At 67.9% G+C, this 23,837-nt stretch carries 16 protein-coding genes; 5 read left to right on the top strand and 11 right to left on the bottom strand.

All coding sequences use genetic code 11. The features are described 5' to 3' along the window. Positions 1 to 158: 158 nt before the first annotated feature. Positions 159 to 3,725, bottom strand: a complete 3,567-nt coding sequence (locus AC1DDO_RS19050) for a bifunctional proline dehydrogenase/L-glutamate gamma-semialdehyde dehydrogenase (protein WP_476972507.1) — start codon at positions 3,723 to 3,725, stop codon at positions 159 to 161. Between the two features lie 286 nt (positions 3,726 to 4,011). Beyond that, positions 4,012 to 5,475: an amino acid permease gene (locus AC1DDO_RS19045; protein ID WP_476867929.1), complete on the bottom strand. Its 1,464-nt coding sequence runs from the start codon at positions 5,473 to 5,475 to the stop codon at positions 4,012 to 4,014. Between the two features lie 142 nt (positions 5,476 to 5,617). Between AC1DDO_RS19045 and AC1DDO_RS19040 the strand changes: the two genes are divergently transcribed. The 5 genes from AC1DDO_RS19040 to AC1DDO_RS19020 all read left to right on the top strand — a co-directional run bounded on the left by AC1DDO_RS19040 (position 5,618) and on the right by AC1DDO_RS19020 (position 10,588). Continuing rightward, entirely contained in the window at positions 5,618 to 6,568 is a 951-nt protein-coding gene (locus AC1DDO_RS19040) for a LysR family transcriptional regulator (protein WP_476867928.1), read from the top strand. A 119-nt stretch (positions 6,569 to 6,687) separates the two neighbouring features. Then, positions 6,688 to 7,116, top strand: coding sequence for an aspartate 1-decarboxylase (panD, locus tag AC1DDO_RS19035; RefSeq protein ID WP_441411214.1), 429 nt, complete (start codon positions 6,688 to 6,690; stop codon positions 7,114 to 7,116). A 117-nt stretch (positions 7,117 to 7,233) separates the two neighbouring features. After that, entirely contained in the window at positions 7,234 to 8,160 is a 927-nt protein-coding gene (locus tag AC1DDO_RS19030; RefSeq protein ID WP_476867926.1) for an AEC family transporter, read from the top strand. Positions 8,161 to 8,215: 55 nt separating this feature from the next. Next, entirely contained in the window at positions 8,216 to 9,346 is a 1,131-nt protein-coding gene (locus AC1DDO_RS19025; protein ID WP_476867925.1) for an FAD-dependent oxidoreductase, read from the top strand. A 201-nt stretch (positions 9,347 to 9,547) separates the two neighbouring features. Further along, entirely contained in the window at positions 9,548 to 10,588 is a 1,041-nt protein-coding gene (locus tag AC1DDO_RS19020) for a GmrSD restriction endonuclease domain-containing protein (RefSeq protein ID WP_476867924.1), read from the top strand. Between the two features lie 49 nt (positions 10,589 to 10,637). Here AC1DDO_RS19020 and AC1DDO_RS19015 read toward each other — a convergent pair whose 3' ends face one another. The 9 genes from AC1DDO_RS19015 to AC1DDO_RS18975 form a co-directional block, all read right to left on the bottom strand. Then, positions 10,638 to 13,265: a trehalase-like domain-containing protein gene (locus tag AC1DDO_RS19015; protein ID WP_476867923.1), complete on the bottom strand. Its 2,628-nt coding sequence runs from the start codon at positions 13,263 to 13,265 to the stop codon at positions 10,638 to 10,640. A gap of 182 nt (positions 13,266 to 13,447) precedes the next feature. Then, complete coding sequence (locus AC1DDO_RS19010; RefSeq protein WP_476867922.1) at positions 13,448 to 14,512, bottom strand: glycoside hydrolase family 130 protein; 1,065 nt, start codon at positions 14,510 to 14,512, stop codon at positions 13,448 to 13,450. A gap of 67 nt (positions 14,513 to 14,579) precedes the next feature. After that, positions 14,580 to 16,688 carry a hypothetical protein gene (locus tag AC1DDO_RS19005; RefSeq protein WP_476867921.1) on the bottom strand — a complete coding sequence of 703 codons (2,109 nt, stop codon included), beginning with the start codon at positions 16,686 to 16,688 and terminating at the stop codon, positions 14,580 to 14,582. 50 nt (positions 16,689 to 16,738) lie between these two features. After that, on the bottom strand, positions 16,739 to 17,833 hold the full coding sequence (locus AC1DDO_RS19000) for a glycoside hydrolase family 130 protein (RefSeq protein WP_476867920.1): 1,095 nt from the start codon (positions 17,831 to 17,833) through the stop codon (positions 16,739 to 16,741). Positions 17,834 to 17,836: 3 nt separating this feature from the next. Beyond that, a complete protein-coding gene (locus AC1DDO_RS18995; RefSeq protein WP_476867919.1) occupies positions 17,837 to 18,808 on the bottom strand; it encodes a carbohydrate ABC transporter permease in 972 nt (323 codons plus the stop codon). Between the two features lies 1 nt (position 18,809). Then, on the bottom strand, positions 18,810 to 19,775 hold the full coding sequence (locus AC1DDO_RS18990; protein WP_476867918.1) for a carbohydrate ABC transporter permease: 966 nt from the start codon (positions 19,773 to 19,775) through the stop codon (positions 18,810 to 18,812). 13 nt (positions 19,776 to 19,788) lie between these two features. Next, positions 19,789 to 21,090 (bottom strand): extracellular solute-binding protein, encoded by a 1,302-nt coding sequence (locus tag AC1DDO_RS18985; RefSeq protein ID WP_476867917.1) that lies wholly within the window; start codon positions 21,088 to 21,090, stop codon positions 19,789 to 19,791. Between the two features lie 109 nt (positions 21,091 to 21,199). Then, on the bottom strand, positions 21,200 to 22,216 hold the full coding sequence (locus AC1DDO_RS18980; RefSeq protein ID WP_476867916.1) for a LacI family DNA-binding transcriptional regulator: 1,017 nt from the start codon (positions 22,214 to 22,216) through the stop codon (positions 21,200 to 21,202). Positions 22,217 to 22,372: 156 nt separating this feature from the next. Beyond that, a complete protein-coding gene (locus AC1DDO_RS18975; protein WP_476867915.1) occupies positions 22,373 to 23,698 on the bottom strand; it encodes a right-handed parallel beta-helix repeat-containing protein in 1,326 nt (441 codons plus the stop codon). Between the last annotated feature and the right edge of the window lie 139 nt (positions 23,699 to 23,837).

Genomic DNA, 23,837 nt, shown 5'->3' with positions numbered 1-23,837 from the left:
GAGGCCACCCGGCGCTTCAAGCCTGCCCCTAACGCCGCCGCCAACGCCTGCCGCCTATACGCCTTCGCCGCTTAACGACGTCGCCGCCGTGCCGCACCTTACAGTGCCTGCACGGCGGCGATGGCGTTTTAGCACGCCCGGGCTAGGGCAACAGCTCCCTAGATCAGCGCATCCGAGATGTGGTTGGGCGTGCCGAAGCGGTGCGCGGTGATGCTGATGGCCTGCTCGTGCAGGAACGGCAGCAGTTCCACCCGTCCGGATTCGGTGACGGGGTGGACGTACACCGCCAGGTCCGGGCGGCCGCCCGTGGCCTCGGCCAGGGCCTTGGCGTCCCCGCCGATCAGCCGGATCCGGGCGCCGGAGAGCTTGCCGGCCGCGGCGAGCGTGCCGGCGGACGCCAGCCAGTCGGCGTCGTTCTCCACGGTGGCCGCGATGCCCAGGCCGGACAGGATGGCGCTCAGCTGGGCGGGCAGTTCGACGGCGGTGGAAACCGTCAGGACGGACCCGGCCAGGACGCCGGCGGCGAGGGTCCGCACGAGCGCGGCGAGCGGCTCGCCTTCGGAGAGGCGTACCGTGACGGGCAGTGCACGGTAGCGGAAGACGTTGCGCTCGGCGCTCAGGCCGGAGACGTCCTTCGCGGTGCCGAACTCCTCGGCCCAGGCGCGGGCGTCGGAGGCCAGGGCGCGCTGCAGCGGCGCGAGTTCATCCGCGGTCAGGAAGCCCTTGGCGGCGTCCTCGATCCGGCGGACTCCGGCGTGGAGGGGAGCGGCGCCCGGGGTGCCGGCGGCGGTGCTGGGCTTGGACGTCCATTCGCCGAGGCCGACGAGGTAGTTCGGCCCGCCGGCTTTGGTGCCGGCGCCGACGGCGGATTTCTTCCAGCCGCCGAAGGGCTGGCGCTGGACGATCGCACCGGTGATGCCGCGGTTGACGTAGAGGTTGCCGGCCTGGATGGTGTCCAGCCAGATCCCCAGCTCTTCGGTGTTCAGCGAGTGCAGGCCCGCGGTGAGGCCATAGTCGATCTGGTTCTGGATCGCGATGGCCTCCTCGAGGGTCTCCGCGGTCATGACGCCGAGGACCGGGCCGAAGAACTCGGTGAGGTGGAAGTAGGATCCTCGGCGGACGCCCGAGCGGACGCCGGGGCTCCAGAGCTTGCCGGTTTCATCGAGCTTCCGCGGCTCGACGGCCCAGGTCTCGCCCTCGCCGAGCGTGGTGAGGGCGTTGAGGAGCTTGCCGTTGGCGGGCTCGATGATCGGGCCCATCTGGCTTGCCGGGTCCTCCGGGTAGCCGACCTTCAAGGAGGTGACGGCGTCGACCAGCTGGTTGTGGAAACGCTTGGACTTGGCCACGGAGCCCACGAGGATCACCAGCGACGCGGCGGAGCACTTCTGGCCGGCATGGCCGAAGGCGGAGTACGCGACGTCCTTGGCCGCGAGGTCCAGGTCCGCGCTCGGGGTGACGATGATGGCGTTCTTGCCGCTGGTTTCGGCCAGCAGGGGCAGGTCCTTGCGGAAGGAGCGGAACAGCTCGGCGGTCTCGTAGCCGCCGGTCAGGATGATCCGGTCCACGGCCGGGTGGGAGATCAGCTGCTGGCCCAGTTCGCGCTCGCCCAGCTGGACCATGGTGAGGACGTCGCGGGGAACGCCGGCCTCCCAGAGGGCCTCGATCATCACGGCACCGCTGCGGCGGGCCTGCTTGGCGGGCTTGATCACGACGGCGGACCCGGCGGCGAGGGCCGCGAGGGTGGAGCCGGCCGGGATGGCGACCGGGAAGTTCCACGGCGGGGTCACGACGGTGAGCTTGGCCGGGACGAACGTGGCCCCGTCGACGTCGTCGAGCTTGCGGGCAGACTCGGCGTAGTAGTGCGCGAAGTCGACAGCCTCGCTGATCTCGGGATCGCCCTGGTCGATCGTCTTGCCGGTCTCGCTGGCCATGACCTCAAGGAGGTCCGCGCGGCGGGCCTCGAGGACGTCGCCGGCGCGGTGCAGGATCTCGGCGCGCTCGGCGCCGGAGAGTGCGCCCCAGGCCTTGCCCTTCTCGACGGCGGTCTCGATGACCGTGTTCAGGGTCGCGGCATCGTTGATGGTGGCGGCTTCGACGGCGGCATTGCCCAGGGTCGAGGTCGTGACGCGGCCCAGGATGGCGCGGCCCCAGGCGCGGTTCGCGGGCAGCGACGGATCGGTGTCCGGGGTGTTCTCGAAGGAGTCGCGCGGCAGCGGCGCGGCCGGGAGGGCGCGGTTCTGCAGGCGGTTCGGGCCCGGGACCTCGTCGTCGAGCTTGGCAAGGGAGGAGAGGAAGCGCTGCTTCTCACGCTCGAAGAGGGCTTCGTTCTCGCTGAGTTCGAAGACGGCGGACATGAAGTTGTCCTGGCTGGCGCCCTCTTCGAGGCGGCGGATCAGGTAGGCGATCGCGACATCGAACTCGGCCGGGTGGACCACGGGCGTGTAGAGCAGGAGCGAGCCGACGTCCTTCTTGACGGCCTCGGCCTGGCCCTGGGCCATGCCGAGCAGCATCTCGAATTCGATGTTCTGCTCTGCGGTATCCGCGATGCCGCGCTGCTTGGCCAGGAGCCAGGCGAAGGCGATATCGAAGAGGTTGTGCCCGGCGACGCCGATCCGGATGTTGCCAATCCGGTCCGGGTGCAGCGAGTAGTTGATGACGCGCTTGTAGTTGGTGTCCGAGTCCTGCTTGGTGTTCCAGGTGGCCAGCGGCCAGTCGTGCAGGGAGGCTTCGACCTGTTCCATGGGCAGGTTGGCGCCCTTGACGACGCGGACCTTGATGGCGGCGCCGCCCTCGGCGCGGCGGGCGGCGGCCCAGTCCTGCAGGCGGATCATGGCGGAGAGCGCATCCGGGAGGTAGGCCTGGAGCACGATGCCGGCCTCGAGGTTCTTGAACTCGGGCTTGTCCAGGATCCGGGTGAAGACCGCGATGGTCATGTCCAGGTCCTTGTATTCCTCCATGTCCAGGTTGATGAACTTGGCCTTCTGCCCGCCGGTGGCGAAGGAGGCGGCGCGGGTGAAGAGCGGAGTGAGCTTCTCCACGACGTGCTCCACAGCTTCATCGAAGGCCCAGGCGGAGTGCGGGGCCACGGTGGAGGAGACCTTGATCGAGACGTAGTCGACGTCGGGCCGGGACAGCAGGGTGTGGGTGCCTTCGAGCCGGCGGGAGGCCTCGTGCTCGCCGAGTACGGCCTCGCCGAGGAGGTTGACGTTGAGCTTGATGCCGTCCTTGCGGATCTTGGCGATGGCCGGGCCCAGCTTGGCGTCGGTGGCGTCGACAATGAGGTGGCCGACCATCTCGCGGAGCACGCGGCGGGCAACCGGGATGACCACCTGCGGCAGGACCGGGGCCATGGTGCCGCCGAGCTGGACCGCACGGCGCATGTACCAGGGCAGGAACGCGGGGACCTTGGGGGCCAGGGCGGCGAGGTTGCGTGCGGCGACCTGCAGGTCTTCGGGACGGACGACGCCATCGACGAACCCGACCGTGAAGTCCAGGCCGTTGGGGTCCTTCAGCACACCGGCGAGCTGCTCGGCCGAGGCGTCGACGGGCACCTTGGCGGCTTCGGTGAGCCAGTGGCGCACCAGCGCAATGGTGTCCTCGGCCAGGGCTGCGGCCTCAAGGACCGTCGAGCCTTCCGAAACGGCGGCGTGCGTGGCTTCGATGCCTGCGGCGCCGGCTGCTGCGTTTCCGGTGGCTGCGCCGGACTCCGTGGAGATGTTGGTCATGGCTGGAACTCGTTCTTTCTCAAAATGTGGACCTCTTATGAATCAGTATGCGACCGGATTTTCATAAGATAAAGCGATGTTTTCTGAGCAATACCGGTTAGAAATACCGAAGCTTCGAAATCCTGTCCGAACGTTCGGAAACCACCGCGCCGAACGCACCAAGAACCCCCGTTGCCCTGTCACTTATGGTCCCCAAAACCGGCGGATGGGAGCCATAAGTGATAGCGCAACGACGGGCGGGTCGGAAGCGCCGGGGCGGGGCGGGGCGGGGGCAGTGGTGGGCGGGTTACGTCAGGGGGCGGTGCATCTCCACGATCTCCTCGTGCCGCGGGCTGTCCGGGTTCATCAGCGAGTTCTTGCGGCCGTAGGTGAAGTAGATGATCAGGCCGACCACAAGCCAGACGACGAACCGCAGCCAGGTTTCCCAGTGCAGCTGGAACATCAGGAACAGCGAGGCAAACACACCGAACGCCGGAACCAGCGGCATCAGCGGCAGGCGGAAGGTCCGCGGGGCGTCGGGCTTCTTGTAGCGGAACACGATCACCGACACGCACACGACGACGAACGCGGCGAGGATGCCGATGTTGGTCAGGTCTGCCACGGCCTTGATCGGAAGGATGCCGGCCAGCACTGCGGCCCCGGCGCCGGCAATCCAGGTCACGCGCTGCGGTGTGCCGTTCCGGTCCGTCTTCGAGAACCAGCCGGGCAGCAGCCCGTCGCGGCTCATCGAGAACCAGACGCGGGTGACGCCGAGAAGGAAGGTCAGCATCACGGTGAGGATGGACAGGACGGCGAACACGGAGATGATCGTGGCGATCACCGGCAGCCCGACGCTGTTGAAGGCGGAGGCGAAGCCGGCCTTGGGGTCGATCTCCGTGAAGTTCTGCATGCCGGTGAGCACCAGGGTTGCTGCGACATAGAGCAGCATGGCGATGATCAGCGAGAGGATGATCGCCTTCGGCATGTGCTTTTTGCCGTCCGTCGCTTCCTCCGCAGCGGTACTCATGGCGTCGTAGCCGAACACCGCGAAGAACACGGTAGCCGAGCCGGCCACCACGGGGCCGAAGCCACTGGGGAAGAACGGGTTGTAGTTGTTGGTGTTGATGTAGAAGATGCCCAGGCCGATGATGAACAGGATCAGGAACACTTTGATGCCGACGGCAATCACCTCGAAGCGCCCAAAGGTCTTGGTGCCGCGGGAGAGGATCCAGGTCACCAGCAGGCAGACCAGGATCGCGGGAAGGTTGATGATGCCGCCGGTGCCCTCATCCGGCGTCGCCGTCATCCAGACGGGCATGTGGATGCCTATGCCGGAAAGGGCTGCGTCGAAGTAGCCCGAAATGCCGATGGCCACCACGGCCACGATGGCGATGTATTCCAGCAACAGGTCCCAACCGATGAACCAGCCGATAATCTCGCCGAGCGCAACGTAGCCGTAGGTGTAGGCCGAGCCAGCCCGCGGGATCATGCCGGCGAACTCGGCATAGGACAGCGCCGCGGCGGCGGATGCGAGGCCTGCGATCAGGAACGAGACGAGCACAGCCGGGCCGACGCCAGGCTCGCTCGCGCTGCCGTGGGCCACAAGGCCCGCCAAAGAGAAGATGCCGACACCGATAATGCCGCCAACGCCGATGGCCGTCAGCTGCCAGAGCCCCAGGCTCCTGTGCAATCCGCTGTGCTTGTTTTCTTCTTCGATGTCGTCGATGGGCTTGCGCCGCATGATCGACTGAGACGAATCCTGTGTAGCCATCAGGGCCTCCTGCTTAGGTGTGATGCCCACCAATACACGCCGTGATGGGCGTTACCGAGTGGCAACAGTATGCAAGCCCGATTGCATTAGATAAAGTGAATTCTCTTAATCAATAACCATTAGAATTCGTAAGGGAAAAGCGATGTTGGACGTCCGGCGCTTGCGACTGCTGCGCGAACTGAAGATCCGGGGCACTTTGGCCGAAGTAGCCGAAGCGCTCCAGTACAGCCCATCGTCAGTCTCTCAGCAGCTGGCCCTCCTTGAGAAGGAGGCCGGGGTGGAGCTGCTGAGAAAGACCGGGCGGCGGGTGCAGCTGACCCCCCAGGCCGAAGTCCTCGTGGCCCACACGTCCCAGCTCCTTGAGACCCTGGAGCAGGCGGAAGCGGACCTCGCGGCCTCGCTGACCACGGTCACAGGCACTGTGCGGATTGCGGTGTTCCAGTCCGCAGCCCTGGCACTCATGCCAGGCACGCTGACCAGGATGTCCGCCAGCTACCCGGAAGTCCGGGTGGAAATGACCCAGCGGGAGCCGGAAACCGCCCTTCACGAAACGTGGGCCCGCGACTTCGACCTCGTGATCGCCGAGCAATACCCGGGCCATGCCGCCCCGCACTACGCCGAACTGGACCGTGTGGCCCTGACCCGCGACGCCATCCGGCTGGCCGTGCCGCCGCCGTCGCCCGAACGCGGTGACATCAGGACGCTGGCGGATACCGCCGGGCTGGCCTGGGTGATGGAACCCCGCGGGGCCGCCTCCCGGCACTGGGCCGAGCAGGCCTGCCGGAGCGCCGGCTTTGAGCCCGATGTCCGCTTTGAAACCGCCGACCTGCAGGCCCAGATCCGGCTGATTGAATCCGGAAATGCGGTGGCCCTGATGCCCGACCTCGTGTGGACCGGCCGCGGCACCAGCGCGCAGCTCCTGGACCTGCCCGGGGATCCGCACCGGACGGTCTTCACCTCGGTGCGGCGGTCGAGTGCCAAGCGGCCCGCCCTGCTGGCGGCCCGCGAAATCCTGGCCGCGACGGCGGCATCGATCGTTCCGTCGGCGGCCGCCGGCGCGCTTGGTCAGGCTTCCGCGGACAGGCCCGTGTGACGGACTGCTGGACTGGCTGCCGGACTGGCTGCGCCTGTGGGGGACCGGCTGGGTACCGGCCCCGGCGTGTGCAGTACGCCACAGCGCCGGGGTTGGCCCCGCGCTAGACTGGTGACGTTATGAATCGCACAATATTCAAATCCAAGATCCACCGCGCCACGGTCACCCACGCGGACCTTCACTACGTCGGTTCCGTCACCGTGGACCTGGATCTGCTGGAGGCGGCCGACATCCTTCCCGGGGAGCTCGTGGCGATCGTCGACGTCACGAACGGCGCCCGGCTTGAGACGTACACAATCGCCGGTGAACGCGGTTCGGGCGTGATCGGCATCAACGGTGCCGCCGCGCACCTGATGCACGAGAACGACATCGTCATCCTCATTACCTACGCCCAGATGACCACGGACGAGGCGAAGGCGTACAACCCCAAGGTGGTCCACGTCGACCAGGACAACAGGATTGTCCAGATCGGCAACGACCCCGCGGAAGGCATGACGCCCGGCCTCATGCGCCCGCCGCACTCCCTGAACAACGCCGCGCTCAACTAGCGCATCCGGCGCGGCAGCACGCCGTCGGGCGTAATAGGGCGGCCTGCGGAATAAAGCTGATTACTCTGGAACGGTGACCCCTGCCCCCTGCCCTTCCGACCCGCCGCGGAGAACCGCATGCTAGGGGTCCTGGCAGGCTTCTTCGTCGTCTGGGCCATCATCTTGGTCGGCATGTTCGTGGGCCGGCGCAACATACTGGGCGAGAACGCCCGCTCCGTCCTCAGCGCCCTGACGTTTTTCGTCGCCAGCCCGGCCCTGCTGTTCGAGACACTCAGCAAGGCCAATCTGCACAACGTCTTTGCCGCGCCGCTGCTCGTGACGGCCGTCGGGGCCGTGACGACGGCGGTCCTGTTCTTCGGCATCGTGCGTTTCGCGCTCAAGCGGCCCGTACCCGAGGCCCTCATCTCCTCCATGAGCGCGTCCCTGGCCAACTCGGCCAACCTCGGTATTCCCATCGCCGTCTTCGTGCTCGGCGACGCCAGCTACGTGGCGCCCCTGCTGATCTTCCAGCTGGCCTTCTTCACGCCCATGTTCCTCATGGCCCTGGACGCCACCACCAGTTCGCACCGCACCACGCCCCTGAGGTTCGTGCTGATGATCCTGCGGAACCCGATGATCGTCGGTACCGGGCTGGGTCTCGTGGTGGCCGGTACCGGCTGGCAGGTACCGCCGCTGATCATGGAGCCCATCCACCTGATCGGCGGGGCCGCCATCCCGGCCATGCTGATCGCCTTCGGCATGAGCCTCAACGGATCCAAGCCGTTGCAGGCCTCCACCGGCCGCCGGCTCGACACCCTGCTGGCCAGCGGCTTCAAACTGATCGTCCACCCGCTGGTGGCGTACCTGTTTGCCCGCTTTGTCCTCGGCATGCAGGAGCAGGCGCTGTTCGCTGCCGTCGTCACGGCAGCCCTGCCCACTGCCCAAAACGTGTTTGTCGCGGCCAGCCGTTACCGCACCGGCGTCACAGTCGCCAAGGACACCGTGCTGATCACTACCGTGGTAGCAGTGCCGGCCATGATTGGCGTGGCCCTGCTGCTGGCCTGACCCCGGCTGGTCTTGCCCGGCTGGGCGGGCCGGCACCCATCCCCGAGGAGGACCCTTGAAAACAACCCTGGACACAGTGGTCATTGGCGGCGGCGCGATGGGCTCCGCCGCCGCGTGGGCGCTGGCGCGGCGCGGTGCGGACGTGACCCTGCTGGAGCAGTTCGGGCCCGGCCACCGCAATGGCGCCTCCCACGGCACCACCCGGAACTTCAACCCCGGCTACGCCGATCCGGACTACGTCGCCCTGCTGGCCGAGGCGGCGAGGCTGTGGAACGAGCTCGAAACGGACAGCGGCGAGCGCCTGCTGGCGCGCACCGGCGTCGTGAACCACGGCGCGGATCCGCGGCTGCCCGAGGTCCGGAACGCCCTGCTTGCCGCGGGACTCCGGGCGGAGTTCCTCTCCCCCGAGGAAGCTTCCGAGCGCTGGCGCGGCATCCGGTTCGAGTCGCGCGTGCTGCACATGGCCGACGGCGGCCAGCTGAACCCGGACTCCGCGCTGCCGGCGATGCAGCGCCTCGCCGCGGGCCTCGGCGCCGAGATCCGCCATCATGTGAAGGTCCTCGAGCTGAAGATCCTCGACGACGGCGTCCGGCTTACGCTCGAGTCCGGCGGCCGGACCGAGACGCTCTCCGCGCGGCAGGCCGTGGTCACCGCCGGGGGCTGGACCACGAAGCTGCTCGCCGGTGTGGCGCCCGTGCCCCGGCTGACCGTCACCCAGGAGCAGCCAGCGCACTTCGCGATCACGGACGACGCCGCCCAGTGGCCGGGGTTCAACCACACGCCCGGTCCCGGGGAGGAGTACGCGTACTGGCGGTCGCCCGTGTACGGCATGCAAACGCCCGGCGAGGGAATCAAGGCCGGATGGCACGGGGTGGGCCCGGTGGTGGACCCGGACCGGCGGACCTTCGCCCCGGAGCCGGAGCAGCGGGCGGCCCTGCAGCGCTACGCCCGGGACTGGCTGCCCGGGGTCGACGCCGATTCCCTCACCGACATCAGCTGCACCTACACCACCACCCTGGATGAGAACTTCGTCCTGGACAGGATCGGCCCGGTTGTCATCGGCGCCGGCTTCTCCGGCCACGGATTCAAGTTCACGCCTGCAGTGGGCCGGATCCTCGCCGACCTTGCCACCGGCGACGGCGGAGCACCGGCCATCTTCTCTGCCTCCCGGCCCGGGATCGGCTGACACGCTCTCGGTCCGATCCACAGCCGATAGGCTGGGACCGGTCTCAAGCCGCCCCGAATGCCAGGGGCAACAGCACGAAGCGGGGAAGAATTGCACAGGGTCACATCAGGCAGCGCCCAAACAGCCAGCGCCCAAACAGGCAGCGTCAATCTAGGAACTCTCTCAGGCGACAACCCGGGGAAGGGCGCCCGCGGCCGGAGGATGGGCGCGGTCGACTGGATCGCTGCCGGCCTGGCGGGGTTGCTGCTGATTTCCGGCACGGCCTGTGCCAGTCCCGGGACGGCCCCGGCCGCCGCCCCGGCCGCCGTCGCGAGCTCCCCCGCCTCCCCGTCAGCCGGCCCGGACAGCGCTCCGCTGGATCCCGAGACCACCCCCGGTGTCGAGGGTCCCGGCGTCGGCGCCCCGCATCAGCAGCCGGCCTTTGCGAGCAAGGCCCTCGCGGTGCTGGCGACGCTGCCCGTCAAGGGCCGCGCGCCGAAGACCGGCTATTCGCGCGACCAGTTCGGCCCGGCCTGGTCCGACGTCGACCACAACGGCTGCGATACCCGCAACGACGTGCTCCGCCGCGACCTCACGGCCCTCGCCCTCAGGCCCGGAACGCGGGACTGCGTGGTGCTCTCCGGCGTCCTGGCCGACCCCTACACCGCCGCCGCCATCAACTTCCGGCGCGGCAACGCCACCAGCACCGCGGTCCAGATCGACCACGTCGTGGCGCTCAGCGACGCCTGGCAGAAGGGCGCGCAGCAGCTCACTCCGGCCCAGCGGCTGTCCTTCGCCAACGATCCCCTGAACCTGCTGGCGGTGGACGGCCCGGCCAACCAAAGCAAGAGCGACGGAGACGCCGCCACCTGGCTGCCGCCGAACAAGTCCTACCGCTGCGACTATGTCGCCCGCCAGATTTCGGTGAAATCCAGCTACGGCCTCTGGGTGACCCAGGCCGAGCACGATGCCATGGCACGGGTCCTGTCGGACTGCCCGAACGCCGTGGCTCCCACGAACCAGCCGGCAGCCTCGCCCGCGCAGGCCGCGCCGGCACCGGCCCCGGCCGTGCAAGCACCGGCGCCAGCCCCTGCGCAGGTTCAGATGGCTCCGGCGCCCGCCCCCGCGCAGGCACCGGCTGCCACGGTGTCCTACGCGAACTGCGCCGCGGTCCGTGCCGCCGGCGCGGCCCCCATCCGCGCCGGCCAGCCCGGCTACAGCCTCAAGCTGGACCGCGACGGGGACGGCGTCGGCTGCGAATAGCTCCGCTTGCGGTGAAGCACTGACTGCCGTGACGCACTGACTGCGGCGCTCAGTTCCTCTGGTGCTCGTGCAGGAGCCGGGCGCAGCGGATGAAGCCCAGGTGCGAATACGCCTGGGGATGGTTGCCCAAGTGCGTTTCCGTACCGGGATCGTACTCCTCCGGCAGCAACCCCGTGGGGCCGAACAGGTTGACCAGCTGGTCGAAGAGGTCCCAGGCCTCCTCGATCCGGCCCACGGCGATGTAGGCCTCGATCAGCCACGTGGTGCAGATGTGGAAGCCGCCCTCCAGCCCCGGCAGACCGTCGTCGTACCGGTAGCGGAAAACGGTGGGCCCCACCCGCAGTTCCCGCTCCACCGCCGTGACGGTGGCCAAGAAGCGGGGGTCGTTGACGTCCAGCAGGCCGGAGAGTCCGACGTGCAGCACGGCTGCGTCCAGGTCCGGGCTGTCGTACGCCACGGTGTAGGAGTACGCCGTCTCGTCCCAACCTTCGTGCAGGACTTCCTCCCGGATCCTTGCCGCAGTGGGCTCCCAGGCCGGCACTGGTTCCCGGCCATGCCGGGCGGCCGTGCGCAGCGCCCGGTCCAGCGCCACCCAACACATCACCTTGGTGTAGATATGGTGCCGCGGCGCCCGCCGGGCCTCCCAGATGCCGTGGTCCGCCTCATGCCAGCGGGCCAGCACGGCCGCCGCCACCTGGACCATCAGTTCCCAGTGGGCATCGGAGAGCACGCCCTGGCGGGCGCTGAGGGCGTCGATCAGCTCGGCGATCGGGCCAAACACGTCCAGCTGCACCTGGTGGTCGGCGGCATTGCCGATCCGGACCGGGCGCGATCCCGCGTAGCCGGGCAGGCTCTCGATGATCGCTTCGGTGGACAGCGGCGCCCCGGTCACCGAGTACAGCGGATGCAGCCATTCCGGGCCCGGGGCGTGGGCCAGGATCCGGCCCAGCCAGGCCAGGAAGCCCTCGGCCTCGACGGTGGAGCCAAGGTCCACCAGGGCGTTGACGGTCATGGACCCGTCCCGCAGCCAGCAGTAACGGTAGTCCCAGTTCCGGGTTCCGCCGATTCCCTCCGGCAGCGAGGTGGTGGGGGCGGCCAGCACGGCGCCGGTGGGTTCGTGGACCAGGGCCCGCAGCACCAGCGCGGACCGGCGCACCAGCGACGGTTTGACGCCGGGCATCTGCAGCTCATGGACCCAGCGGCGGGAATGATGCGCGACGGCGGCGCGGCGCCCCGTCTCGTCGTCGGGCACCGCGGGCTGCGGTTCCGTGTCGCCGCAGCGCAGGTTGAGGACCACGGGCCCGTCCCGCAGGTCGACCTCGCCCGTGGCGGTGGCGTGCCGGCCGTCCGAGGTGATGGTGAACTCCACCCCGGGCGCCCGGAGAATGATCGGGTCCGCGGTGCCCACGACGTGCAGTTCCGTGCCGCGCGCTTCCATGCTGAACGGGGCATTCGCGTAGTCCGGCCGCGGCGCGAAGACGACCCTTGCCACGCCGGTGCCGGAGAGCACCCGGACCAGGCTGGTGATGCCATCCGGGGCCGGCTCCAGGTAGTCGGTCACGGTGACGTCGGCCCAGCGGGTTTCCACGATCATGGTGCTGTCCACGTAGCGCTGGCCCAGGACCTGTGAGGACTTCACCGGCTCCACGGAGAAGTGGCCGGCCGCATCGCCGCCGAGGAGATGGGCGAACAGCGACCCCGAGTCCGGCAGCGGGTGACTCATCCAGCAGATCTTCGCGTCCGGGGTGATCAGGGCGGTGGACGAGCCGTTGCCGATCATGGAATGCCGTTCCAGCCCGACGGCGTCCTCACCGAAAAGCCACGCCCGCCGCAGTTCGAACAGGATCGCCAGGACGCGGGCGAACGACTCCGGGTCCCGGAGCCTGTGGTTCGCCACGGTGGGACCCTCCCCCACCCGCAGCGCCATGTCCGGCCCGCGCAGTGTCGCCATGGCCAGCTCGTCGCTGGACGCGTCGCCGGCGTAGAGGGCCGCACTGACGCCCAGCATGGAGCGCAGGTGCTCCATGGCCGAGGCCTTGGACGGCTCGACGACCGAAAGGTCCAGCACCGAACCGTCCACGATGAAGTTCAGCCCGTTGTCCTGGGCAATCCGTGCCGCCTTGCGGGCCGCCAGCTCAACCGTGTCCGGCGCCGCGGAGCGCGTGTGGACGGAAACCGCGACGGGCTTGCGTTCGATGCTGATGCCCCGGTAGGCCCCGATCGTTTCGGCAAGCGCCTGATGCGTCTGCTGGAGCACGGACTCGGTGGCCAGCGAGAGGCTGTGGGCATAGCCCATGTCGAACTCGGTGCCGTGTGAGCCCACCAGATGCACTTCGGCGGGCAGGCGTGAGACGGCCGCGAGGTCGCGCAGGGACCGGCCGGAGATGATGGCGGCGTGCGTATTGGGCAGCGCCGCGAGCGCGCGGAGAGCGATCGCCGCACTGGCCAGCGGCAGGGTCTCGGTCGAGATGCCTTCCGCCGTGCACAGGGTTCCCCCATAGTTGCACGCCACCAGCAGCCCGGGGGTGCGGGCCAGGATCTTGAGGTCAGCCAGCAGCTGCGGCGTCAGCCCGTCATCAGCGGCGTCAGTCTGCACAAAGGCCCGGAGCAGGCCAAGCGGCAGGGATTTGGTCAAAAGGGCAGAGGCAGCCAAGGACTGGTTGAGCGGAGTGGGCATGCGCGGAGTCCTTCAAGTAGTCCCCAATGCCAGCATGAGAATCGTCCCCGGGAGGGCGTAGTTCCAGTATCCTCCGCCACCGATTTCGCAGCTGTGTCCCGGCCGTTGCAACTATGTAACTTCTGCCCGCCGCCAGGGGCACCCCGCCGACAGGGGCACCCCGGCGGCGGGCGTCCGGTGGGCTAGCCCTGCTCGGCGCGGTAGAAGTACATCTCCCGGGATCCCTTGGGAGCGTCCCAGCCCTGGGCAAACACCCAGCTTCCGCCGAATTTGAGCAGCCCTCCCCATGCCAGCGACCCGCCCTTGTGGACCGCTTTCTGGGTGAAGGGCTGGCTGATGTCATACAGTGCCTGCGCCGCGGAGAACTGGCCGTCGGCGTCGCCGTAGAAGAAGTCCAGGACCAGCTCGGTCCGTTCGCCTTCATTGACGATTGCGCAGGCCACCTCGTGCAGTGAGCCGCCCAGCGGTTCAAGGTCCAGGTAGTCCTGCGGCTCAAACGTCCAGTTGACCATGTCGGCGGACCGGCCCACGTGGGTGGTCCCGCCGCAGCCCTCGGACAGGTACATCAGGTAGTCCCCGCCAATCTTGACGGCCTCGCCGCGGGCGTTTCGCGGGATGACGGCCCCTTTGGCCCAGTACCGGGAAATCTTGTGGGGGACCGCCAGCCCGAGCTTTTCCCAATGGATCAGGTCATCGGACACGGCGACATTGATGTCGCAACCAACCTCGCCCAGGGGATAGGCATCGGAATTCCCGGCGGCCCGCTGATCGGCGCCGTCGATCGTCCAGATGCCGTTGTAGAACATGTAGTACCGGCCGTTGGCCTGGTACACCTTGGGATCCTCGCAGCCAAGGATCTCGTTGTCCAGGGTGGGGTAGATCACCGGATTGGACGCATTGTCCTGCCAGCCGGTTTCGGGATCGAGGACGGCGACGCCGATGCGGCTGGAGACTGATTCCTTGCGTGGGGATGCACGGTAGAACAGGTAGAGCTTGCCGTCCCGCTCCATGATGGACGGGTTGAAGATTGAATCCGCCGTCCAGCCGATCCCCGTGGGGTCCTCCCAGTCCTGGACTTGCCGGAAGGAAAGGGAATCATCCTTGCCGAACGGGCCCACCGCCCATTCCGGGCGCTCCGGGTACTCGGCGGAGAACTGCTCGGTGGAGATGGTGTCGGTCAGCGGATTGCTGAACGCGAGCGCTCCCTCGTAACTCTCGAGCAGTGCCTGGGTGGTGATTTTCTGCATCTGGGTTCTTCCTGTTCTTGATGTTGCGTGCCATGCCGCCGGGACCGGTCGCCGGCGGGGTGAGGGATTAGTTGCGGACGAACGTCACCCAGGTGAATCCGCCCGGGGCCACCGCCACACGGCCGGACCGGTCGGCCGCGTTCTGCTGCGGACCGGGGGTGACGGGCCGGCCGGAGGCATCAAACGCCTCCTGGTTCAGGCGGAAGCCTGCGGGCAGGTTCACCTGCCGTTCGGTGCGGTTGGGGGCTGCACTGACATACAGCGTGGACGCACCGGCGTCGCCGGAAACGGAGACCGTGGAGAGCTGCGGCTGGACCAGCAGGGCGTCGAGGGCAACGTCACCGTCCGTCGTACCGACGACGGCGGCCGCCCCGGCGGGCAGCGCGCGCCTCAGCGCGAACGGGAAGAGGATGCCCGGGGCATCGGTGATGCCCTGGGCGCCGGCGCCTCCGTTGCGGGTGCTGCCCAGCGGGCCCTTGTCCGTGGTCCAGCTGGTAGTGCCGGAGGGGGCTGTCCCCTGGTTGACGATCGGGTAGATATTGCGCGGTTCCTCGGCTGCGGGCAGCGGCAGGCTCAGGGATCCCCCTGCCTTCAGGGCGACGTAGGCCCCGCCGGAGATGTTGGCTTCCCCGGTCCAGGCCGAGGCGGGCTTCACCACGGTGCCGTTGCCGGCGATGGTGCCGGATTCGGCCTCGATGACGCTCAGTCCGTGGGTCGAGACGGTGCGGTTGATGCCCCGGGCCTTGGTTTTCAGCCCGGGGTTGGCGTCCAGCGCCAGCATGGTCAGCAGCGCGTGGATGGTGGATTCGGCGCCGGAGTTCGGGTTCACGCGGCCGTCCGGTTCGATCCCGTCGATCGCGGTGCCGGTGGCTCGGTTGTAGGCGGGGGCTCCGCTGGGGTTGGCGCCGAAGAACCAGCCGGCCGCAATGGCGGCGACGTCCAGCAGGCCGGGGGCGTTGGCGGCTTTCGCCGTCGCCACGAGGCTCTGGACGCGGGAGTCCACGCCGTAGGCGATCTGGGCCTCCCCGGGGGTGGGGCTCCAGGCGTTGTCCGGACCGCCCGCGGCGAGGAGCTGCGGGGTGAACTGGGCGGAATCCTTCACCGCGGCGTCGAGCAGCCGGGGCTGCTGCAGCACCGTTGAGGCGGTCGCGACGGCGGCCGGGGCCATTCCGCCCCAGGCGTGCCAGAGGGTCCGGGACTTGTTCCACGGCAGGATGGCACCGAACGGCCATTCCGTGCCGGAACCCGAGGACATCGCGGCGACGCCCTCGCTCAGGTGGGCCAGCGCCGTCGTGGCAACGCGGTCGCCGGGGGCGGCCTTGACGTAGGCGGCCAGCCCGAGCACGGCTTCCCCGGAGGCGTCGGCGCCGCCGGAAATCAGCCAGGCCGGGACCTTGGCGCCGTCGGCCGTGTCGTATGTGCCGTATTTGCCGAGGGACTGTTTGTTGAGCGAGCCAAGGGCCAGTTGCAGGCGCTCCTGCAGGAAGGATGCGAACGCCGGGTCGGCGCTGGCGAAGGCTGCGTAGCCTTCGCCGAGTGCCCAGACGGTGCGTGCCAGCCAGTAGGACTCGGCAGAGTCGGAGGGGTCCGGCAGTTCCACCGGCTTGGCGCTCGGGGTGAGGGTACCGTCGGGCTGCTGCCAGAGGACCACGTTGCCGGCGTTCGGCCCGGACGTGGTCTGCAGGTAGGTCAGGGCGCGCAGGGTCTGGAAGGCGCGTTCCTTGCTGGCGGGGTCGCCGGTCTGCTGCCAGTGGCGCAGGTAGACGACGGCGGTCCGGGCGATGTCGTCGGCGTTGAAGGCGCCCTGGCTCCAGTGCCCGGTGGCGGGATCGAGGTCGCCGCCGCCGATCCTGGTGTAACTGCCGTCGGCCTTCTTGTCCGCGTAGGTCCAGGGGGCCTGGGCGGAGGGATTACGGTCCAGCTCATAGGTGGTGTGGCCCTCCACCGGGGAGAGCGGCACGGTGTCCATCAGGAAGTTCAGGTGGCCGAGGTTGGTCAGGGGTGCTGCGGCGGGAGCGGGAGCGGCCGGAACGGCCGACTGGCCAGTGCCGGCCGGTGCGGGTGCCGCGCTGGCTGCACCCGCACCGAGCGGGACCAGGAGCAGGACCATCGATGCGGACACGGCGGTGGCCGTGAATCGACTTGTCAGTTTTGAGCGGACATCGTTGTTCGTCATCGGTGGCTCCTGGTGGCTGGCTGGCTGGTCGTCGGGCGGGGACGGCGGTGCTAGTTGGCGGCGGGAATCCGGTCCAGCTTGGCGACGCCGATCTTCGAATCAGCCATGCCGTAGAACACAAACAGCTGCTCGCCGATCTTCTCGATCGCGGTCGGGAACACGACGTTGGGCACGATTCCGGACATCTCGTCCTCGGTTTCGGGTGCCAGGAGCGGCTTGTCGCTGCGGGCGATCACCTTGGAGGGGTCCTCGCCGTCCAGGATCATGGCGGCCGCGGTGTAGTTGACGTTCTGCTGGTGGTCGAACGCCGACTTCGCCAGCTCACCGGAGACGCCGTGGTGGATCAGCAGCCAGCCTTCGTCCACCCGGATCGGGGCGGGGCCGCCGCCGATCTTCAGTTCCTCGAACGGGAACTCGCTCAAAGCCACGAGCCGGTGCTTGGCCATGTGGACGAGGTTGTTGATGTCCTTTTCGACGTCCGCGACCGGGACGTAGGAGATCCAGATGCCGGGGCGGTTGTCGGTGATTCCGGCTGGCAGGTGCTCGCCTTCGCCCTCGCGGATCCAGCCGAGGTCCCACATCGGGCGGTGCAGCATCGCGTAGGACGGCACGCCGTCGGGGTCGTTGACCGGCTCCGGGAAGAATACGGCGTCCTTGTTCGGGAAGAGGTTGAGGTCCATGGACAGGTCGGCCTGGTAGCCAAAGAGGCACGGGCCCAGCCGCTCCCAGTTGCGCAGGTCCTCGGAGTAGGCGAAGGCCAGGCGCGGACCCAGCGGGCCGTACGCGACGTAGGTCATCAGGTGCTTGCCGAGGCTGGGCACCCAGGTGGTGCGGGGGTCCTCGGTGCCGGCGTTGTTCAGGCCCCGTTCCCAGCCCTCGTCGGGGGCCAGGACGATGCCCTGGCGTTCGACGCCGGTGGGGACGCCGTCTTCGATGACTACCTTGGCCAGTCCCACGCGGGAGACGTTGCCCTTGGCGACCAGGCGTGGCAGCAGATAGAGCTCGCCGTCAAGGCCGCGGCCGCTGGCTGGGTTGAGCACACCCTCGGCCTCGTATTCGTTGCCCGGTTCCGGGGTCATGATGACACCGGCGCGGGTGAGGGTGAAGGGGACGGTGGGAAGTGCTGAAGTCTGGGGGGAGGTCATAGATTAACCCTTTACGCTGGAGCCGATATTGGTGGAAATGAACTGACGCTGGAAGAAGATGAAGAGCGCGACGGCGGGTGCGGCGAGGACGCAGGCGCCCGCCAGGATGGCGCCGAACGGGTTGGACGCCGTCGCGGAGATGTTGGAGATGTAGTTCGCCAGGGAGACGGCGAGCGGCTGGATGGACTGGTCCTTGGTGACCAGGAAGGGCCACAGGAACTCGTTCCACGGACCGATGAAGGTCAGCAGGATCGCCGTGACTATCGCGGGCTTCACCAGCGGGATCGCTATCTGCCAGAGGATCCGCAGTTCGGAGGCTCCGTCGATCCTGGCCGCCTCGAAGAGGGTGGAGGGCAGCTGCATGAAGTACTGGCGGAAGACGAACACGGCCGTGGAGTTGATCGCGAACGGCAGGATCATGCCCAGGTACGTGTCGGCCAGCCCGTAGTCCCGCACAATCATCACGTAGAGCGGGATGAGCAGCAGCTGGAACGGGATCATCTGCACCAGCAGCATCATGCCGAACACCAGCCCCTTGCCGCGGAAGTGCATCTGCGCCAGGGCGTATCCCACCAGCAGCCCGAAGATGACGGTGAAGAAGATGACACCGCCGGTGAAGATGCCCGAATTGATCAGGCCCTGGAGCAGGTTGATGGAGTTGTTGATGTTCGCGTAGTTCTCGCCGGTGAGGTTCGCCGGGTTGGGGAACGCCCCGGCCACCGAGGTGTCCGGTGAGGTCTGCAGCGAGCCGATGAACATGTAGTAGAACGGGAAGAGGAAGACGAACGCTCCCACGGCCAGCAGCACGAAACTGCCCAGGCCGAGGCTTCGGCGCTTCTCCACGCCTGAGGCGCCTGCCGCCGGCTTGCCGAGGCGGCTGAAGGCGCCGGGCCGGCGGGGGCGACTGTCGTCGTCGTTGTTGTTGCTGCCGCTGTTCTCATCGTTGGGCGCAGCTGCCTTGTTGAGGATCGACATGTCAGTCCTCCTTTCCGCCCACGAGGCGTTTCTGGATCAGGGCGATCAGCAGCACGCCGATCACCAGCACCACACCCAGTGCGGCGGCCAGATCGGGATTCCCCTGCAGGATGCCCATCTGGTACATCAGGAACACCGGTGAGGTGGAGGCGCCGTCCGGTCCGCCGCCGCCGGTGAGCAGGTACGGTTCCGTGAACAGGTTGGCGCCGGTGATGGTGGCCAGCAGGGTCACCAGCACGCTGGCCGAGCGGACGCCGGGAACGGTGATGTTCCAGAACTGCACCCATTTGTTGCCGCCGTCCACCGAGGCGGACTCGTAGAGCTCCTCCGGGATGTTCTGCAGCGCGGCCAGGTACAGCAGGATGAAGAACCCGAGCTGCTTCCAGGTCACGAAGAGCGCCACGGTGGGCATCGCAAGCCAGGAGTTCACGAGCCACGAAGGGTTCGGGGCCAGCGGCCCCAGCAGCGAGTTGACCAGGCCGTTCTGCTGGAACAGGAACAGCCAGACGCCGACGACGGCGACGCTCGCCGTGACGTACGGGACGTAGTAGCTGACACGGAAGAAGGTCTTGAGCTTCGTCACCCGGTTCAGGGCGTTGGCCAGGACCAGGGAAAGGCCCACGGTCAGCGGGACGTTGATGATCAGGAAGATGCCGATGTTGGCGAAGGAACGCTGCACCGCCGGGTCCGTCAGGACGGTGATGTAGTTCTCCAGGCCCACGAACGGGCGGTCAACCTTGACCTTTGGCGCGGTGAAGAAGTAGTCGTGGAAGGAAATGTAGACGGCGTAGCAGAGCGGAAACGCCAGCACGCCCAGGACGTAGATGATGTACGGGGCGCTGAACAGCAGCCCGAGGGGCTGGCGGCCCAGGAAGTTCTTGCGCTTCCTGGCCGCTGGCCGCCGGCCCCCTGCTTGCGGGGTGCTGTCCCCCGCGGCGGGCGCCCCTTCAGCTGAGCGAAGTGACATGGTGGTTCACCCGCTACTTCTGGGCTGCCAGTTGGTTGATCTTCTCGGCAGAGCCCTTGAACGCGGCGTCGATGCTTTCGTTGCCGAAGATCACGGACTTGGCGTAGGCGGTGCGGAAGGTCTGCCAGACCTCAACCGAGTTGGACACGTTGGGCACCTCGACGGTGTGGCTGGCCTGCTCCGCGAACTGCTTGTAGAGGGGGTTCTTGGCGAAGTAGTCCGAGTACGTGGCCGGGAGGTCCTTGCGCATCGGCATCTGGCCGGTGTCGGCGAGGAGCTTGCCGTCCTGTTCCTTGCTGGTGGCGAACTTCATGACTTCCCAGGCGGTGCCCTGGTTCTGGCAGGCGGAGTACATCGCGACGTTCTTCGCGTCCGAGAACGTGGAGCCTTCGGTCTGGGCCTGAGCGGCGGGCACGGGCACGGCGCCCCAGTTGACCTTGTCCTTGTAGGCGGCGATGGCCCACGGACCGGCCAGCGACATGGCGGCCTTGCCCTCGGCGAAGGAGTCACCCTGGTAGACCTCCTTGGAGGCCAGGTTTTCCTTGTACAGGGTTTCGAACATGTTCGCTACCTGCTTGCCCTGCTCGCTGTCGAAGGTGGCCTTGCCGTCCTTGATCAGCGGCGCGCCCCCGGAGTTGGCGGCGTAGAACGGGTAGAAGTCGAACCAGGACTGGAAGAAGTCACTGGCCGGGGACGGCCAGATTGCGTTGGCCGCGGCGCCGGACTTCACCAGTGTGCGGGCGGTGTCCAGGAATTCGGCCTGCGTGCCGAGCTTGGGGTGCTCGGCGTCCAGGCCCGCCTTGGTGAAGAGGTCCTTGTTGTAGAACAGGACCACGGGGTTGGACTTCCAGGGCAGCTGGTACATTTTGCCGTCGCCGGACTTGTACTGGTCCGCGAGGTCGCCGGTGCGGTCCTTGATGTACTGGGCGCCGTCCGGGAAGGAATCCAGCGCGACGAGTCCGCCCTGCTTCTGGAACTGGGGAACGGCGACGGGAGCGGTGTTGAAGACCAGGCAGGGGGCGTTGCCGGCGGTGATGGCGGCGCCGATGACTTCCTCGGAGCTCTTGCCGGCCGGGATCTGCTGGGCATCGATCTTCTGGTCCGGGTGGGCGGAGTTCCACGACTCCACCATGGCCTTGCCCCACTTGACCTCGAATTCGTTGTTCGAGTACCAGATCTTGATGGGGCCCTTGGCCGTGGTGGCCGAGTCGGCGGTGCCGCCGCTGGCGCCGCCGCCGCAGCCGGCCAGGCCCGCTCCCATGATGGTCAGTGCGGCCACGGACAAAACTCGCGTGGCAATTGAAAAGCGCTTCATTGCGTCTCCTTGGGAGGGGTTTACTGACGGATGCGTGCCAGGTTGGGTGGTCGTGCGGGAAGAGAAATGACGGTCTGGAGTGGGCTTTCGGTTCGGTCGACGGACCAGGTCAGGCCGGGGCCGGTCCCGTCGAAGCCCTGACCAGAAGACGGGGCGCCGGGAGGACGGTGTCCTCGCCGGGGTGGGCCCCTGCCAGCTGGCTGAGGAGGACCTGGGCCGCAACCCGCCCCCACAGCATGGGGTCGGTGGCCAGGGTGGTGAGCGGCGGGTTCAGGTACTGGGTGAATTCCGCGTTGTCATAGCCGGTGACGGATAGGTCGCCGGGGATGCTGAGCCCCAGGGACTGCGCGTACGACTGCCCGGCGGTGGCCATGAGATCGTTGGCGTAGACGATGGCGGTGGGCCGGTCCGCCCGGCGGAGCAGTTCGGCTGTGGCGGCCGCTCCCCCCGCGGCGGTGAAGTCGGCTGCGGCGAAGAGGTCGGAAGGAAGACCGGCAGCGGCCAGCGCCCCTTCCCAGGCTTCGCGGCGGCTTCGTCCGTGGATGTACTCCTGCCCTCCGCCCACGTGGGCGATCCGGCGGTGCCCGAGGGCCACCAGGTGCTTCACGGCCGCGACGATGCCGGCCGATTCGTCCACCGACACGGCCGGGAACGGGGAATTGGCGTCGGGCCGGTTCAGCGTGACTGCGGGCAACTTCAGCTCGAGCAGCAGCGGGATGCGGGAGTCGTTGCGGCGGACATCGGTGAGGATTACGCCGTCGACCCTGCCGTTGTCCACCAGCTTGCGGTAGCAGCGTTCCTCGGCGCCGGGCGCCGTGGCGACGCTCAGCACCAGGGTGTAGTCGTGCTCGGCGAGCGCGGTCTCGATCCCGGCGATGACGGCCGGGAAGAACGGGTCCGTACCCAGCAGGGAAGGGTCCCGGGCCACCACGAGGCCCAGTGCGTAAGCCTTGGCCGAGGACAGCCCCTTCGCCCGGAGGTTCGGCTTCCAGCCGAGGTCCTTGGCGACCTTGAGGATACGCTCCCGGGTGTCCGGGCTGACCCCGGGCTGACCGTTGAGGGCATAGGACACGGCACCCTTGCTGACGCCGGCCGCCTGGGCGACGTCGCTGATGGTGACTGCCATGGGCCGTTCCTTTCGGACGTGGTCCTGAGGCAGCTTCCTGCACTGAACCGGTTAAGTGATTTCTACTACTAAACCGGTTCAGTTGTTGTTTGTCAAGGATGGGCCCGCGGCCGCACCCGCCTCACGCCACCGGAGCCGTCGGCCGGCGCATGCGGTTCAGCAGCCGGGCGGCCTGTACTCGTAGGTGCCCGCATCGGCCGCGCCGCCGCCCTGGCAGTCGCCCTTCTGGTTGGCCGGCAGGCCGTCCAGATCCGCGGGGAAGGGGCTGTTCCCGGCACGGTCGATGGCCGGACTCGTGCTGGAAAGGTGGAGGTCGGCGGGGGCATTCACAAACTCGGCCGGATCAGTGGTGGAGGTAGCGCTGGGGACGATGTTGGTGGGGCCGTTGAGGACATTCTGCCCCTCGGTCCAGCCGGTGCCGTCCATCCACAGGGCATTGCGGACCGCGACGAGGATGTTTCCCCGGATGACGGTCGAGGACGGGCATGAGGCGTGGCAGACGACGGCCTGGGTGTCCGGCCCGTCCAGCCAGACGGTGTTGTATTCGAAGGTGGTGCCGTTGGTCGGACCGAAAGACGATGTCCTGCCGCGCGCGATCAGGCCCATGGCCTGGGAGCAGTTGGGGCCGCAGGTGGACCGGACCAGGTTGTAGCTGTAGGTGTTGCCGTCCGCGGTTCCGCCGGGTCCGCGCCCCAGCTCGGAGAAGACGTTGTTGTCCACCGCCACGTTGTGGTGGATCCTGTTCCGGTTGCCGTTGAAAATCTCGAACGCGCTGCCGTCGTGGCCGAAGTCGTAGGACAAGGCGGTGGAGCCGGTGATGGTGTTGCCGGAGAACTCGTTGTCACTGCCGTTGATCAGGAAGCCGAAGGCGCCCGAATCATCGTTGCACTGCACGGCGGTCGCGGTGCCGCACCCCGCCCCCGGGGTGTTGACGTTCATGATGTTGTTATCCGCCAGGGTGTTGTTGGCATAGGTGCCGAAGTCGGAACCCTCGCTCACCTTGATCCCCGCGGCATTGTTCTTCGCTGCGGAGTTCCGCACGGATCCGTGGTCGCCGTAGATACTGAACCCCGCATAGCCGCACGAATCGGCCCGCAGGCCATCCACGGTGATGTAGTCGCCGTCGAGCCTGACGCAGGTGCCCGCAAGCCCTCCGGTTACGGCGGGCGGATCGCCGCTTCCGTAGGCATTCAGGGTGATCCTGAGCCGGCCGGCGCCGCTGTTTCCGACCACCAGCCCCCCGGAGAAGACGTCGCCGCGGCGGAAGCTGACCGAGTCCCCGGGCCGCAGTATGGTCGCATTGACCTTGTCGATGGTTTCCCAGGCGGTCTGCGGCGATGTCCCGTCGTTGGCGTCATTGCCGTCCGCGCTCACGTAATAGGTGGCCCCCTCGGCCGACGCCGGCGCGGAGGCGCCGCCGAGCAGTCCCCCCAGGAACAGCAGGATGAGCAGCGTGGCGGCGGCTGTGGCCTTGATCTTCATGGGTGCACCTGGGTTTTCGCCATGTTTCCGCGGATCCGGGCACCACCGCCGGCCGGCGGACCACGTCGGCACCCTGAGGGGCTTAACGCTAAGAGCGGGTCAACACTAAGTCAACGGATAAGCCGCAATGTTCTTTTTT

Source organism: Arthrobacter sp. 10N43 (genome assembly GCF_056394525.1).
Note: the sequence above shows the minus strand (reverse complement) of the source record. Positions and strands in the feature narration are given on the sequence as shown.

Coding starts and splice junctions, on each gene's coding strand:
- AC1DDO_RS18995 (WP_476867919.1), bottom strand. CDS start 18,808: ATGTCGATCCTCAACAAGGCAGCTGCGCCCAACGATGAGAACAGCGGC.
- AC1DDO_RS19000 (WP_476867920.1), bottom strand. CDS start 17,833: ATGACCTCCCCCCAGACTTCAGCACTTCCCACCGTCCCCTTCACCCTC.
- AC1DDO_RS19050 (WP_476972507.1), bottom strand. CDS start 3,725: ATGACCAACATCTCCACGGAGTCCGGCGCAGCCACCGGAAACGCAGCA.
- AC1DDO_RS19030 (WP_476867926.1), top strand. CDS start 7,234: ATGCTAGGGGTCCTGGCAGGCTTCTTCGTCGTCTGGGCCATCATCTTG.
- AC1DDO_RS18985 (WP_476867917.1), bottom strand. CDS start 21,090: ATGAAGCGCTTTTCAATTGCCACGCGAGTTTTGTCCGTGGCCGCACTG.
- AC1DDO_RS19015 (WP_476867923.1), bottom strand. CDS start 13,265: ATGCCCACTCCGCTCAACCAGTCCTTGGCTGCCTCTGCCCTTTTGACC.
- AC1DDO_RS18975 (WP_476867915.1), bottom strand. CDS start 23,698: ATGAAGATCAAGGCCACAGCCGCCGCCACGCTGCTCATCCTGCTGTTC.
- AC1DDO_RS19005 (WP_476867921.1), bottom strand. CDS start 16,688: ATGACGAACAACGATGTCCGCTCAAAACTGACAAGTCGATTCACGGCC.
- AC1DDO_RS19045 (WP_476867929.1), bottom strand. CDS start 5,475: ATGGCTACACAGGATTCGTCTCAGTCGATCATGCGGCGCAAGCCCATC.
- AC1DDO_RS19040 (WP_476867928.1), top strand. CDS start 5,618: ATGTTGGACGTCCGGCGCTTGCGACTGCTGCGCGAACTGAAGATCCGG.
- AC1DDO_RS19010 (WP_476867922.1), bottom strand. CDS start 14,512: ATGCAGAAAATCACCACCCAGGCACTGCTCGAGAGTTACGAGGGAGCG.
- AC1DDO_RS18980 (WP_476867916.1), bottom strand. CDS start 22,216: ATGGCAGTCACCATCAGCGACGTCGCCCAGGCGGCCGGCGTCAGCAAG.
- AC1DDO_RS18990 (WP_476867918.1), bottom strand. CDS start 19,775: ATGTCACTTCGCTCAGCTGAAGGGGCGCCCGCCGCGGGGGACAGCACC.
- panD (WP_441411214.1), top strand. CDS start 6,688: ATGAATCGCACAATATTCAAATCCAAGATCCACCGCGCCACGGTCACC.
- AC1DDO_RS19020 (WP_476867924.1), top strand. CDS start 9,548: ATGGGCGCGGTCGACTGGATCGCTGCCGGCCTGGCGGGGTTGCTGCTG.